Source organism: Hoeflea phototrophica DFL-43 (genome assembly GCF_000154705.2).
Taxonomy (GTDB): Bacteria; Pseudomonadota; Alphaproteobacteria; order Rhizobiales; family Rhizobiaceae; genus Hoeflea; species Hoeflea phototrophica.
The window spans coordinates 3,350,038-3,364,330 of sequence record NZ_CM002917.1 but is presented as its reverse complement, the minus strand read 5'-3'; the positions used below and the strand labels follow the sequence as shown (position 1 = coordinate 3,364,330).

At 60.5% G+C, this 14,293-nt stretch carries 12 protein-coding genes; 6 read left to right on the top strand and 6 right to left on the bottom strand.

Annotated features, from left to right (window positions below; translation table 11 throughout):
* Positions 1-14: 14 nt before the first annotated feature.
* Entirely contained in the window at positions 15-1,826 is a 1,812-nt protein-coding gene (locus HPDFL43_RS15895) for a sensor histidine kinase (protein WP_007198404.1), read from the bottom strand.
* Positions 1,827-2,498 (bottom strand): LuxR C-terminal-related transcriptional regulator, encoded by a 672-nt coding sequence (locus HPDFL43_RS15890; protein WP_007198403.1) that lies wholly within the window; start codon positions 2,496-2,498, stop codon positions 1,827-1,829. It abuts the gene before it with no gap.
* 147 nt (positions 2,499-2,645) lie between these two features.
* On the opposite strand from HPDFL43_RS15890, the gene HPDFL43_RS15885 reads away from it, so the two are divergent.
* Both HPDFL43_RS15885 and HPDFL43_RS15880 read left to right on the top strand, forming a co-directional pair.
* Positions 2,646-3,668, top strand: coding sequence for a DUF4189 domain-containing protein (locus tag HPDFL43_RS15885; RefSeq protein WP_169743258.1), 1,023 nt, complete (start codon positions 2,646-2,648; stop codon positions 3,666-3,668).
* A 128-nt stretch (positions 3,669-3,796) separates the two neighbouring features.
* Positions 3,797-4,333 carry a hypothetical protein gene (locus tag HPDFL43_RS15880; RefSeq protein WP_007198401.1) on the top strand — a complete coding sequence of 179 codons (537 nt, stop codon included), beginning with the start codon at positions 3,797-3,799 and terminating at the stop codon, positions 4,331-4,333.
* Positions 4,334-4,559: 226 nt separating this feature from the next.
* On the opposite strand, the gene HPDFL43_RS15875 is transcribed toward HPDFL43_RS15880, so the two are convergent.
* Both HPDFL43_RS15875 and HPDFL43_RS15870 read right to left on the bottom strand, forming a co-directional pair.
* Entirely contained in the window at positions 4,560-5,273 is a 714-nt protein-coding gene (locus tag HPDFL43_RS15875) for a glutathione S-transferase (RefSeq protein ID WP_007198400.1), read from the bottom strand.
* 109 nt (positions 5,274-5,382) lie between these two features.
* The gene (locus HPDFL43_RS15870) at positions 5,383-6,309 is read right to left on the bottom strand and encodes a LysR family transcriptional regulator (RefSeq protein WP_007198399.1); all 927 of its coding nucleotides are present in this window, start codon (positions 6,307-6,309) and stop codon (positions 5,383-5,385) included.
* A 164-nt stretch (positions 6,310-6,473) separates the two neighbouring features.
* On the opposite strand from HPDFL43_RS15870, the gene HPDFL43_RS15865 reads away from it, so the two are divergent.
* On the top strand, positions 6,474-7,460 hold the full coding sequence (locus HPDFL43_RS15865; RefSeq protein WP_052093339.1) for a sterol desaturase family protein: 987 nt from the start codon (positions 6,474-6,476) through the stop codon (positions 7,458-7,460).
* Between the two features lie 204 nt (positions 7,461-7,664).
* Here the strand turns inward: HPDFL43_RS15865 and HPDFL43_RS15860 are convergent, their stop codons facing one another.
* Both HPDFL43_RS15860 and HPDFL43_RS15855 read right to left on the bottom strand, forming a co-directional pair.
* The gene (locus HPDFL43_RS15860) at positions 7,665-9,908 is read right to left on the bottom strand and encodes a xanthine dehydrogenase family protein molybdopterin-binding subunit (RefSeq protein ID WP_007198397.1); all 2,244 of its coding nucleotides are present in this window, start codon (positions 9,906-9,908) and stop codon (positions 7,665-7,667) included.
* Between the two features lies 1 nt (position 9,909).
* A complete protein-coding gene (locus tag HPDFL43_RS15855) occupies positions 9,910-10,368 on the bottom strand; it encodes a (2Fe-2S)-binding protein (protein WP_007198396.1) in 459 nt (152 codons plus the stop codon).
* 180 nt (positions 10,369-10,548) lie between these two features.
* Here HPDFL43_RS15855 and HPDFL43_RS21450 point away from each other — a divergent pair, with 180 nt between their 5' ends.
* The 3 genes from HPDFL43_RS21450 (at position 10,549) to HPDFL43_RS15840 (ending at position 14,100) form a co-directional block, all read left to right on the top strand.
* The gene (locus HPDFL43_RS21450) at positions 10,549-11,088 is read left to right on the top strand and encodes a TetR/AcrR family transcriptional regulator (RefSeq protein ID WP_169743257.1); all 540 of its coding nucleotides are present in this window, start codon (positions 10,549-10,551) and stop codon (positions 11,086-11,088) included.
* A gap of 175 nt (positions 11,089-11,263) precedes the next feature.
* Positions 11,264-12,220 carry a TAXI family TRAP transporter solute-binding subunit gene (locus tag HPDFL43_RS15845; RefSeq protein ID WP_007198394.1) on the top strand — a complete coding sequence of 319 codons (957 nt, stop codon included), beginning with the start codon at positions 11,264-11,266 and terminating at the stop codon, positions 12,218-12,220.
* Between the two features lie 125 nt (positions 12,221-12,345).
* On the top strand, positions 12,346-14,100 hold the full coding sequence (locus HPDFL43_RS15840) for a TRAP transporter permease (RefSeq protein WP_007198393.1): 1,755 nt from the start codon (positions 12,346-12,348) through the stop codon (positions 14,098-14,100).
* Positions 14,101-14,293 lie beyond the last annotated feature (193 nt).

The following is a 14,293-nucleotide window of genomic DNA, read 5'->3' as shown; positions in this document are numbered from 1 at the left end:
GCAGATTGCGTGGCTCAGCGCCAGACCAGCCGTATGGTTGTGCCGTCGCTGCCGCTGCTCAGATCGAATTCGGCACCGATGCTGGCGGCGCGGCGGCGCATGCCGGCGAGGCCATGGCCGTGGTGCCTGCGTCCGTCCGGTGCCGGATCAAAGCCCTTGCCGTTGTCGCGGATGGTGATCGAATCCTTGTCTGATGCAACGGTGATGATGCTGGCTTCGGCGTGCTTGATGACGTTGGTGATGCTTTCCTGGACGATGCGCAAGAGGTTGAGGTTCTGTGATGGGCCAGGATGGGGCAGTTCCGGCTCGTCATCGATGCGCCAGTCGAATTCGAGCGCATGTTCGGCCAGCAAGGCTTCCAGCCGGGTGCGCAACATGCCGAGCAGCGTCGATATGCTGGCATCGGTTTCCAGGCTGTCGAGCATCAGAGACAGGTCGCGCAACGCGTCTTCAAGGGCCGTCTGGATGACCGTGTCGCCCCTCTGGTTGTTCTGCATGTAGGCCAGTGTGTTGACCAGCTGACCGCCGATGCCGTCATGCAGGTCGAGCATGATGCGCTGCCGCTCGTCATTGATCGCCTTGAGCCGTTCCACCTGTCCGAGTTTCTCATAGGTGAGCCGCAGTTCCTCGGTCTTGGCGGTGACGGTCTCCTGGAGGCTTCCGGTCAGTTCCTCGTAGTTGCGAAGCGAGAGCATGAAGCGTGAAATCACCAGCCAGAGGCAGACGCAAAGCATCGCCAGCGGCATGAACTGGAAAATATGCTGATTGCGTCCCGGATCCACAACCGCGGTGATGTAGAGCTCATACACGCCTATGGCCGAAGCCATGGAGAGGAAAAAGAAGAAGATGCGCAAGTCGGGTTTGTCGATCTTGCTCCGGTTGCCGAGCAGCACCGCCAGTACGAGAAACGACAGGATCGCCGGGTGCAGTTTGAAGAAAAGCAGAGTATCAAAAAAATAGGCGGCGGGAACGAGGGCGCCGACCACCAGTTCAGCCATGATGAACACCAGGCTGACGGTCTCGAGCGGTTTGAGGTCCTCGCCGATATAGTGATTGCAGAACTTGAAGATCAGCAACACATAGATGCTCACCGAGGCCTGCCAGGCCAGTGTCGACCAGCGGTAGCCGATGGCGCTGGTGTCGAAGCCGAAATGGATGCAGATGACGCAAGCAAAGGCGCATGACGTGGCGAGCAGCGCGTAGATCGGTTCGTTGCGCCGGGCGAGCCAGATGATTGCGAGCATGAGCCCGGCAATGGCCATGAAACCCAGATTGAACCGCGCCATCCCGGCGCTGGTGATGAAGCGCCAATTGTAGTGCGGGGCCAGAAGTTGTGCCTCACCGAAATGGAAGGGCTCGAGCACCAGCCCTTCCTGCGGATAGCCGTAAAGCGCGATGTCGATCTGGTTTTGACCGGTGTGCAGAAGGCTTGGCGGGATTGTCGCCAGCACCGGGATGTTCCACATCCGGGCGGGCTGGCGCCCCCCCAGTTCGCTGCCATGGACGGTGACGCCGTTGACCCGGATGAAGACCTCGTCGGCATAGCTCGGCAGGTAGACCGCCTGGAGATCTTGCGGCACTGTCGGCAGCGACAAGTCAAAGCGCAGGTGCCGGGTTTCGTGGCCGGCGGCATAGTGCGCCGGAAAATGGACCGGAAGCGCAATGTCGCTGGCTTGCGCGCAATCGCGCGTTTCACAGACCTGTCCATCGGTCAGCAGAACCGTATTGTCGATCGGCTTGATGGTGCCGATGTTCAGCGCCCAGATAAGCCCCGCAATGGTGGCGATCCAGGCGAGGACGATGAGCAACGGACGGCCGTTTATCACCTAGAGCAGTCCCATGCGGGTCGCCCGGGCAATGGCCTCGGTGTTCGAATTGACGTTGAGCTTCTGATAGATGTTGTTGATGTGGTTGCCGACAGTGCCGGTGGAGATGCCCAGTTTTTCGCCGATCTCACGGCGCTTGTAGCCTTTGGCGACAGCATTGAGGATTTCGGTTTCACGGTTGGTCAGATCGATCTGGGGGGCGCCTTCGGACGATCCCGCAGCGCCGGAACTGACCATCGCCAGCAGATGGCGGGCAATCTGCGGGCTGATCGGGCTGCCGCCCTCGATCACTGATAGCACATCCTTGCCGATGGTCGCCAGTGAGCCGCTCTTGAGCACATAGCCGCGGGCGCCGGCGCGCAGGGCTTCAATGACCCGGCCCTCGTCGCCGAAGATGCTGACGACCAGGGCCTCGCAGCTCCAGGCTGCCTCGGACACGGCCTTGATCACCTCAATGCCCGAACCGTCGGGCAGGCCGAGATCGACGAGCACGATACGGGGCTTGTGCGCAAAAAGCTGGTTCAGCCCGCCATCAACATCATCGGCGACGGCGCAGACGGTGAGTTCGGGCGTCTTCTCGATGGCGGATTTGAGCCGCAATGCGATCTCGTGCCGGTCTTCGACAATGAGAACGGAGTGCTGAACGGTGTCAGGCGTGGGATGGGCAGACATGGACCGGGCCGCTTCTTTGAATACGCTCACCTGCAGCTTAGCAAAGGAAGCCGTGGGCTTGCATGTATTAATCCATCTATTGAGCGGAGGTGTCGCTGGCAAATAGGTTTGGGCTCGTTCAAGCCAAATCATCATCGGGAAAACGCCATGTCTGAACAAGCTCGTTGCAATTTCACCTCGTATCGCTTCCGTCGCGTGCTGCGCGCCAGCAGCGGCATGGTGGTGGTGCTCGGAACCATGTTGATGGTAGCGGTCCTGGCCGCCCAGGCCACGGAGTTGACAGTGTATGAGTGCGAACCCGAGGGCGACGTCTTCTACGAGGTGGAAGTGTTCTGGGCTGATGGAAACTCCACCGCACGGATCACACCCAAGAGCGAATATATCAGTGCGGCGGAGTCGGCGGCGCAAACCGAAACCGCGCGGGAGCAGCGCGTGGCCAGCGGGTTCAGCTTCGACAGCCGCAGCTACCGCTTCTTTGGCAAGGGCACCGATGCGCGGCTTGGTTTCAAGCAGTACCCGAACGACAGCGCGGTGCCCTGCACTGAAAGCACCAGGGGGCAGACCCATGCGTCGGATGCGGTGGGCGGCAATGAAACGATGCTCGGCAATGCCGCGGCCCGTTCGCTCGGCGGGCGCCTGCGCAACGGGCCGGGAACGAATTTCGGTCAGGCCGGAAGCCTGCGCGAAGGCGCGCCCGTGACGGTGACGATGAACACCGGCGTGCGGTTCGATGGCTATGATTGGTTCGAAATCCGGCAACCCGGCGGTCCGGCCTACCAATGGGGCGGGATCATGTGCTGGGAAGGCCAGCCGATTGCCGGCATGTATGGCGAGTGCGGCGCGGTGCTTGGCGGCCAGAACAGTGCGTCCGCGCAGGGCGGATCGAACGGCACGGGGTGGATGGCTTTCGCCATCGGCAACAATGGCCGTTTCGGCCACGGTGCCGGGGTAAGCCGCGAGGAGGCGCAGTCCTATGCGATGCAATATTGCGGCGATGTCTCCTGTGGCATCGAGGACATGACCCAGGCGCAATGCCACGCACTGGCATCGGGCAGTGGCGGTCACTGGTTCGGCGCCGGCACCAGCAAACGGGCGGCGGAAAGCTATGCCATGGGGTTCTGCGCCAATGCTGGTGCGGTCTGTACCGTGCAATATTCCTTCTGCCGTTGAGCAGGGGTTCTGCCGGTTGAAAGCGGGCTGATCCGCAAAAAGCGACGCAAGTGTATGATTCCATACATTCCGGCTGCCAGGCCCGGCGGGTAGTTAGACCCCATCATGATCTTGAGCAGGAATATTTCATGAAGGTCGCATCCTATCTCACCGCAGCAGTCGCCATTGCAGCGGAACTGGCCCTTTCAACCGGCGCACAGGCCCAGGATGGAGCGCTGACGTCCGCGAAGGATCTCTATTTCAGCGGCACCATCGGTGGTGGCGTGATGGTGTTCAGCGGCTCTTCCAATGTGGCATCCACCTATTACGGCGTTGATGCTTCCGCGGAAGTCTGCCGCGCCAATGGCAGCGGGTGGGACCTTTGCGGCGGGGCCAGCCTGTTTCAGTCGCTGGGCGATGCAAGCAAGACCACGACAACGGGAACGGTCAATGTCACCACCGAGACAGACGTGACGGCAATCGGAGGTTTCGTCAAAGCGCGCAAACAGGTCGAGCAGTTCGGGATTGCGCCCTATGCCGGTTTCCGCCGCTTTCTCTCCGAGAGCACTGTCACGGGTCTCGGGGCAGCCACGAAAATCGATGACAATGCCAATGGGGCTTTTGGCGGCGTCGAGCTGGATTACGCCCTCAGGGAGGAGAAGGTATTCTTGTCGCTGAAGGCGTAAGTCGGCCGGACCTTCGGTGTCCAGACCAACCGGACCACCTTCCTGTTTGCGCCGGGCGTTAAGGTCAAATTCTAGTCCAAACCTCAGTTTCGATCCCCGCTTTTTCCGATCGGGATATGGGGATCCTCCTGCTGGCGGCATCTTGTCCTGCCGCCAGCAGGCTTCTGTGGAGACTCCCCCCGGCCGCTAAGGCGATCCACCAGCTTTGGCAATGAAGCCAGTTTGCCTATTGAGCGGGATTGCTGCCGGTAACAGCGCGAAGCGATGCTTCGATCTCGCCGCTGCACCATGCCTCGCCGTAGGCCGCGTCGCTCTTTTCGCGAAGTTCGGTTTGGGAGGGCATTGCGCCGATGCGGTCGCACAGGCTGGTGATCCCCGGTGCATGGGTTTCGAGCACCGGCCTCAGCGCCGGAAATTTGGTGGTCATGGTGCCCCATAATGTTGCCGTCACGAGATCGGCAAGGCAGGGTGCCTCAGTTCCAAGAATGAAACCTGACTGAGCCGTCAGGCCATAGCGCCGGCCGGTTTCCTCGAAAATCTCCATCCAGCGCTGAAGCCTTGGCTGAAACTCGGCCCAGGCCTCATTTGTCCACTGCTGTGCGCCATTGTGACGGGTCATCTCGTAGAGCACATCATTGGCATCATCGATCAGCTTGGTGTTCATCGCCCTGAGCACCAGATCATCGTCTATGAGCCCGTGTTTTTCACCGAGATAGGCAAGAATCGCAGCCATCTGGGAGATGCTGAATTCGCGGCTGTGATCGGTGAGGACGGGCGGCCCCATATGCGGGATCAGTTGCGCGGAGGGTTGGGCGGATTTCTGGGCGATGATTTCGTCGAAGCCGACCTCATTCCAGGACGCGCCGGCATGGGCGAGGACGGCGCGGATGAATTGGCCGCGAAGCTGAATCGGCCAGTAGTAGAGTGTGTAATCAACCATCTTCAGTGTGTTCGACCTCGATCAATCTTTGGGTGACTTCAGTTTAGCATGGGACGCCTGCAAGTGGGCACGGGAAGCTGGAAAGCTTTGCCCAGCTGGGTTTTGCACGTCACTTCAGAGCCGTGATCAGCCGCCTTGCGACCTGCTGATCGAAATGGCCGATGGTGGCGTCGATGAAGGCTTGCGCAAGCCGTCTTTGTTTGCCGCCGGTGTGGCCGACGGCCAGCTCCAGGGCCTGAGCCCTTGCCTTGAGCGGTCTGGCGACAACCTGGTCGCCGGAATAGGTGGCGGCGGTTTCGGGCCGCATGTTGAGGATTGAGAAGCCGATGTTCTTGCCGACCAGGCTGCGGACCATTTCATGGGTGTTGGCCTGGACCACGATCTGGCTGGTGACATCGGTTCCGGCAAACACATTGCGGTAATAGTCGCTGGTCATCGGCAGGTCGAGCAGCACCATCGGTTCGTTGCTCAGATCGTCCGGCGTGACAAATGCCTGGTCGGCGAGACGGTGTTTTGCCGAGACGAGCACATAGGGCGGGGCTTCAATCAGCTTTTGGTGAACGATGCCGGCCCTGATGTTGTTGGCGACGAAGATGATCAGATCGAACTCGCCTGCGAGAAGCCGGTCCTGCACCGCTTCATTGTCCGTCTCGGTCAGCTTGAGCCGGATTCCCGGATTGGTCTTCAGCATCGGTGCGAAGATCGAGGGTATGAAGGCGGACGCGACCGGGGCGTAATAGCCGACGGAGATGTGCCCGGAAAGCGCGGTTTTCAGCTCGGTGCCTTGCTGAAGCAAGAGCTCGTAGTCATCCACCAGGTTCCGGATCTTCTGGATGACGACCGAGCCCGGTGCGGTGAGCGTGATCCCCTTTGCCGGAAAGCGCTGCACCAGTTGAAGCCCGAAGGCGGTCTCGACCATATCAATGGCGTTTGAGACGGCTGATGGCACCACATTGAGCCCTTTTGCAGCCTTGACGATGGAGCCCTGCTCCGCTGCCGCCAGGAAATACTGCATCGCCTTGATCGAAACGCTCATCTGGCAGGGCCTTTCATCAGGATCATTGCTCGGAAAAAATGATGTTATCGGTCGGAAAGTTCTGTTTTTCAAGTTGTTTGGGCTGTGGGAGATTTGGACATCCAAAGACAGGCAAGAGACCAAAGGCCAGCTAGAGGGGTGTTGCAGTGGGTGAACAAAGCGACGTGAACACACAGCCTGCCGCGAGCGGATTTGCCGGGCAATGGCATCACCGTCCGCAGGTCCCGATCAAGGTCTCTCCGTTCTTCAGCTGGCCGCCGGATCCCCGGCGCATGGTCACATGGGTTGCGGACCGGTGGTTCGCGGTTGCCGAGAATTCAATTCTGGTCCTGATCAGCCTGACCTGCTGGATGTGGTTCCAGCCGTCGATGGAAGAGGCCAAGACCCTTTCGATCGGGTGGATCGCCGAGATCTATGTTCGAAATCTGATCCTGCTGTTTGGCGTCGCGGGTGGTCTGCATCTCTATTTCTTTGTTTGGAAACGGCAGCGGATGGAGCTGAAGTTCGACAAGCGGGATCTGGCAAAGGAGAGCCGGGCCTTTACCTTCAAGAACCAGGTTCATGACAACATGTTCTGGTCGCTTGGCAGCGGCGTTCTGTTCTGGTCGGCCTATGAGGCCTTGATGTTCTGGGCCATGGCGAACGGCTATGCGCCAATGCTGCACTGGAGCGGCAATCCGGTCTGGTTCGTGCTGCTGTTTGCGTTGACGCCGGTCTGGATCTCGTTCCATTTCTACTGGATCCACCGGCTCATTCATGTGCCGCGCCTGTACAAGGCCTTTCACGCTCTGCATCACAGAAACATCAATGTCGGGCCCTGGTCGGGGCTGTCGATGCACCCGGTCGAGCATCTGCTGTTTTTCTCGTCGGTGCTGATCCACTTCATCGTGCCGGCGCATCCGTTGCACATTCTCTTCCACATGCAGCATCAGGCGCTGACGGCGGCGACGTCACACACCGGATTTGAGGGGCTGGTGGTCAAGGACGAGAACCGGCTGGCGCTCGGAACCTTCCATCACCAGATGCACCACCGCTATTTCGAGTGCAATTACGGCAATCTCGAAATGCCCTGGGACAAGTGGTTCGGATCGTTCCATGACGGGACTGATCAATCCCATCAGGCGTTCAAGAACCGGCGCAGCGGGCGCTGAACCCGGACTGGCAGGGCGTGTCGGCGGCGGCTCATTTCATCATAGCGTCGATGGTTTCCTGCAGCGAATGGGACGCGAATTCGCGTCCCCAGCCCGGGTTCCAGGCCCAATGCAGGATCAGGGCGTGATCGAGATGTGCCGCAACCTCGCGAATGCTCCGACAGCCATTTCGGACAGGATCCTTGAGCTGAACGGTGGCAGGCCTTACGCGAAATCGACGAATTTGCTGAACGGCATTTCCCTCAAGCGGATGCCGGTGGCGGCGAAGATCGCCCCCGCAAGTGCAGGGGCTGCAGGCGGAACCGGCGGTTCGCCAATGCCGAGCGTCCGAGATCCGTTTTCCAGGCCCCGAACCTCGATCTCAGGGCACTGGTGCATGCGCATGCCTTCAAAGACGTGGAAATTGTCCTGATCCGCAATGCCGTCGGTGTAGGTGATTTCGCAATTCATGGCGTGGCCGAGACCGAAGATCACCCCGCCCTTGACCAGATTGTCGAAATTCACCGGGTCGATCACGGTGCCGACTTCGGCGGCGGCATAGACCTTGTCGATCTTGATTCCTGCGTCGGTCATCGTCACCTCGATCACCTCGGCGCAGTGAACGCCGAAGGATTGAGTGAGCGCTACACCCCGGCCGCGGCCATTGCCCAGCACACCATCCCAGCCGGACATTTCTGCAACCGCCTCAAGCACCTTGCGGGCTTCGTCGTTGGAGCAAAGCCGCAGCCGTTCTTCCATCGGATCCGCGCCCGCGGCATGGATCAGTTCATCAAGGCCGGCATTGTAGAAGAAGCCGTTTGACGATGCGCCGACCGAGCGCCAGGAACTGCTTGGGGCGAGCTCGGGCGCGCGGTAGCCGGTGACCCTCTGATTGGGGATGGCAAAAGGCTGATCCCACGCGCCAGCGACAATCTGGCTGTCGGGGCCGGGCACCGACAGACCCTGACGGGCCATCTGCGAGGCCACAACGGAGGGCATGGTGATGCCCAGATCATAGGTCTCGACCTTGCCGTCGCGGACCACGCCGCGCATCCTTGCCATGGCGATCTGGCGGGGGAAGTCATGGACCATGTCTTCTTCGCGTGAATAGGTGAGCTTGACCGGCGTCCCCTTCATCTGCATGGCGATTTCGGTTGCCTGTTTGACCACCTCATCCTCAAGCCGGTGGCCGAAGCTGCCGCCCATATAGAGCACATGCACGATCACCATGTCGGCATCGATGCCGGTGATCTTGCTGATATTGTTCTGGATGAAACGCGGGATCTGCGTCCCGGTCCAGACCTCCACCATATCGTCATCGACACGAACGATGGCGCTGATCGGCTCCAGCGGTGCATGTGCCAGATAGGGCGCACGGTATTCCGCGCTGATGACTTCGCCGGTTTCAGCGAAAGAGATTTCGACATCGCCGTCATCGCGCTGGCGGCTGTCCAATGCGTCGTCGTTGAAGCTGTTGCTGAGCGCCTGCCAATGATCCTCCATGGCGGCGGGGAAGGGCGCGGGGCCCCAGTCGAATTCGATCGCCCGGGCGGCCTGGAAGGCGCGCCAGGTGTTGTCGGCGATGATGCCGACGCCGCCGGTGATTTCGACCACATCCTTGATGCCGCGCATTTTCAGCGCCTCGCTGGCGTCAAAGCTGTTCATCGGTCCGGTCTGGGCGGGGTTAAGCACCACGGTTGCATGCACCATGCCGTCGATCTTGTGATCAATGCCATAGTTCAGAGTGCCGGTGGACTTCTCCACGATATCGACGCGCTGCATGGGTTTGCCGATCAGGCGCCATTGGGACGGATCGCGCAAGGCGACATCCTGGGGCGGCTCGATGCCTGCGGCAATGGTGGCCAGTTCGGAATAGGGGATGGAAGTGCCATCGGGCAGGATCACCTGGCCTGCCTTAGTCTCGAGCTCACTTGCTGCGATGCCGGTTTTCTGGGCTGCCGCCAGTCTCAGGGTTTCCCGCGCCGAGGCGCCGGCCTGACGCAGTTTGACAAAGCCGTCGGGGACGGTGGTCGAGCCACCGGTGATCTGCATTCCGATGGTTTTCATCGCGGCGGACAAGAAACCGTGGGCCGCCCAGTTGGTCACCCCGTCGCCCGGGGCCATGAAGGCAGCTGCTTCTTCGGCCAGGGCCTCATTCCAATAGGCGGGCGAAGGCGGGCCTGGATCGACCTTGATCTGGTCGAGCTCGATGTCGAGTTCCTCGGCGATCAGGGCCGCCTGGACCGAATAGGCGCCCTGGCCCTTGTCGGCGCGTGGGGTGATCAGCGTTACGCCGTCGGCATCGATGCGAACATAGGGGGTAAGTGCGGCCTCGCCGGTCTTAAGATCAGCGAGCAGCGGATTTTTGTGCGGCGTGCGGACCGTGTAGACCCCAAAGGCAACGCCGCCCACGACCGCGGCAGATCCGACCAGGAACGCACGGCGGGTGAAGGTTTTCAAACGACCCATCTCATGCGCTCCTTATTGTCTGTGCGGCGGCCTTGATGGCTTCGCGAATACGGGGGTAGGTGCCGCAACGGCAAAGATTACCGCTCATGGCATCGTCAATGTCCTGGTCGCTGGGATCGTTGTTTTCGGCAAGAAGGGCCGCTGCCGACATCATCTGGCCGGACTGGCAATAGCCGCATTGCGCAACCTGATGCTTGATCCAGGCGGCTTGCACGGCGTGCAGAGCGTCCGGTGTTCCCAGACCCTCAATCGTGGTGATCTCGCCCTCGACATCGCCGACCCACTGCTGACAGGAGCGCGTCGGAATGCCGTCGATGTGGACGGTGCAGGCGCCGCACATGGCAATGCCGCAGCCATATTTGACGCCGGTGATGCCAAGTTCGTCTCGCAGCACCCACAACAGCGGCATGTCCGGTTCGACATCCACCTCGTGGGTCTGACCGTTCACGGAAATCTTCATGTGCTTGCCTCCGGGCCCTGCAATGGTTGATAAGTCGGTGATGTCGGTTCGCCCCGGCAAGCGAAACAGATAACTTCGTCTGTTTCATGTCCATCGTCTGTCCAGGGTTCTTATGCTTACTTTGACAAATCGACAAAAAATGTCAAGTTGTTCGAAATGAATGATCGGCAGAAAAAAATATTGGACGCAGCAATCGCGGTGTTCTCACGCTACGGCTTGCGCAAGGCGACAATGGGCGACATTGCCGAACAGGCAGGGATCTCGCGGCAGACCCTTTATGCGCGCTATTCCAACAAGGAAGAGATCATATCGGCTGCAATGGAACTGATCGCCGAGCAGGTCTGCCGTGAAGTGAAAGAGGGCTGGGGTCCCGCCCGGAGCATTGGCGAGCGGCTTGATATCTTTCTCGACGCAGCCGTTGTGCAGTTCTTCGATCAGGTTCGCCAGATGCCTGACGCCAGCGATCTTCTGATCGGCAACAGCGATGGCGCGAAGGGCGCGCATATGGCCGCCGAGCAAGGCAAGATCGATCTGCTGACCTGCCTGTTCGAACCCTTTGGCGAAGCGCTTGCTGCCAAAGGCAGCAGCCCCGAAGCCCTTGCCGAATTCTTCTATGCCAGTGCGGCGAGCTACAAGTTCATCGCCCGGGATGCAGATCATCTGCACTCGCTGCTTGCAACCTTGAAGCAAAACACGCTGATCATGCTCGGCGAGGGATAGCCGTTCAGGCATGCCGTTTTCCGGTCAGGCAGATAGCGCGCTCCTGCGTGCCCGGGGCTGTTTCCGGTCTCCGTCAAATTTGGTCTCCCCCGGTAAATTGCGAAGCGGCATTTTTCATGCGAAGAACGGCCTTCGGAATAGGAGTTCTGAACACAAGCTTATTGGGAGAAAGCACTTGAAACATACTTCACTCGTTCTGGCGCTCGGTCTCGCCGCCGGTTTCGTCACCTCGGCTGCGTTTGCTGAAACGCGCATCACCTACAAATCCGCCAAGACCGGCTCATCCTATTATCAGATGGGTGTCCAGCTGGCAGAGGCGATGAAGGCCGGTACAGATGGTGAGGTGATCGTCACCGTTGAGGAGAGCCAGGGTTCGGTTCAAAACGTCATGGAAGTCAAAGCGCGCGGTGGTGACTATGTCTTCACAACGCCGCCGGTGCTGGTCAAGCTCGCGCAGGGCGGAAAAGCCATGTTCGAGGGCAAGAGCGATCCGAAATTCGACGAGATCCGGGCACTGTTCCCGATCCCGTCGCTGACGATGCATTTCGTCATGTCCGCTGACAGTGGCGTCACCGACTTCGCAGGCATGGAAGGCAAGACCGTTCTGCTGGGCAAAGGTTCATTCGGCGCCCGGGAGGGCGAAAAGTACCTCAAGCTGTTCGGGCTTGAAGGCAAGGTCAATCTTGCTGAAGTCGAACTGTCCAACGCCGTTCCGGCACTCAAGAACGGGCAGATCGACGGCTTTGTAACAGCAGGCTCATGGCCGGCGCCAAATGTTATTGAAGCGGCAGCCTCCGCGGATGTGGTGGTGCTGTCGCTCAGCGATGAGCAGATCGCCGAAACCAAGCGTGCGAAGCTGGTCATCCCCGCAGGCACCTACAGTGGCCAGGACAACGACATCACCACCACCTCGCTGCCGGTGGCGGCCTTCACCACCACGGCGATGAGCGATGACGCGGCCTATGAGCTGACCAAGACGTTCTGGGAAAGCAAGGCCGCCATGGCCGAAAGTGCTCCTTGGTGGAACGGAGTCGATGCGGCGCTGATGTCCAACATCACCGGCAAGCTGCACCCGGGCGCGATCCGCTACTACACCGAAGCCGGGTTTGAGCTGACTGCTGAGCAGCAGTAAGTCCGTCCTGCGCTTTCAATCTGGCGCCACTGGTTCCGCGCTCTCCGGCTTTCATTGGCCGGGGAGCGCGTCGGCCGGATGCCGGCAAAGCATCATCTTGAACTACAGGAGCCTGTCGGATGCGAATGGCCATGATCGCCAGTGCTGCATGCCTGGTGGCATTTCATCTGGGCCTGATCTTCTGGGGGCTGGTCCCCAATCTGGTGAGCCGGCCTTTGCATCTGGCATTGGCGCTGCCGTGGATTTTCCTGTTTGCCGACGGTGGCAGATTTGCCCGCCTGAGTGGAATTGCGTTCTGTGCCTTGGGGATCGCCGCGAGTGCCTGGATCGCCTGGAACCAGTCGGCGCTTGGCGATCAATACGGGTTTCTCGAGGGTAATCTTCAGATTGGCGTTGCCGTCGTGCTGCTCGTCGTGGTGCTGGAAGCCGCGCGCCGGGCTATCAGCTGGCCGCTGCCGCTGGTGGCGTTGCTGGCTTTGCTCTATGGGCTTTTCGGTCAATACATCCCGGGCGAATTCGGTCATTCGGGCACGCCGCTTGCCAGTTTTCTGGGCACGCTGACAATTGCCGAGGGCGGCATCTGGGGCAGCCTGGCGGGCGTCTCGGTGAGCGTGGTGGCGATCTTTGTAATCTTCGGTGCGGTCCTCAATGCCGGCGAGGCGGGGCAGGGCTTCATGAACATTGCCTCGGCAGCGGCGGGGCGGCTCAAGGGTGGAGCCGCCAAGGTATCGGTGATTTCCTCGGCGCTGTTTGGCTCGATCTCCGGCTCGGCTTCGGCCAATGTCGCCTCCACCGGGGCGATCACGCTTCCGGCAATGACGAAGCTCGGCTATCCCAAGCGGCTGGCTGCGGCGGTCGAGGCGGTGGCGTCCTCGGGCGGCCAGATCATGCCGCCCCTGATGGGGGCGGGCGCTTTCGTCATGGTCGAGCTGACGGGTGTGCCCTACACCGCGATCATGGCGGCGGCAGTGTTGCCTGCACTGTTGTATTTCTTTGCCGTCTGGGTTGGGATCAACGCCTATGCCGGGCGTCATGAGCTGGGTGGCCTTGCGGAAGAAGACCGCCCCGGTCTGCGCGCGGTGATCATCACCTCGGCGTTCTTTGCCGTTCCCTTTGCGGTGCTGATGTGGGGCATGTTCGGCGCGGGCTACACTCCACAATATGCTGCCTGCATGGCGATCCTGGTCGGCTTTGTGATGCTGTTCTTCCATGCCGACGGCACGTTTGATTTCGGCCGGACACTGGGCAGGCTGGAGAATGCGATTCTCAACGCCGCGCGGCAGGTGTCGATGATCGCGGCCATCATCCTGTGTGCTTCGATTATCATCGGCGTGCTGTCGATAACCGGGCTGGGGGTGAAGATCACCTCGCTGATCCTGTCGGCATCGGGCGGCCTGTTGTGGCCGTCGCTGCTTCTGACCGCGCTCGCCTGCCTGGTGCTGGGCATGGAGGTGCCGACCACAGCCGCCTATGTGATCTGCGTTTCGGTCGCCGGGCCGGCGCTGATCCAGCTGGGGCTCGAGCCGCTGCAGGCGCATCTGTTCGTGTTCTGGTTTGCACTCCTGTCGACCATCACGCCGCCGGTCTGCGGTGCGGTGTTCATCGCGGCGGGCATGATCGGCGAGAACTGGCTCAAGGTGGCGCTGACCGCGATGAGTCTGGGCGTCGGGCTGTACTTCATTCCGTTGACGATGGTTGCCAATCCCTCGATCATTGCCCTGGCAACCGACCCGATGGCCGCCGTCATTGCACTTGTGCAGATAGGGTTTGGCCTCGGCCTGATTTCCTATGCGCTGATCGGGGCGTTTGCGCCGATGCTGCGCGTGGGTTTCGCGGTGGCCGGGATCCTGGTGCTGTTCGGGCCGGTGATGATCGGCTGAGAGGCCACCGGGCACCTAGAACGGCTCCGGGGCTTTCGGTATGGTGTAGGCTGCCGACCGTGATCAGGGCGAAAGCGTTTAAAACCGCTGTTTTCAGACCCAGCACTTTCCCCAACAACGGCAGAGTATCAAACATGGTGCCGCCTATATCCTGCCAGACCAAGACGACGACACCAGAGATCCCGCTAGCTGG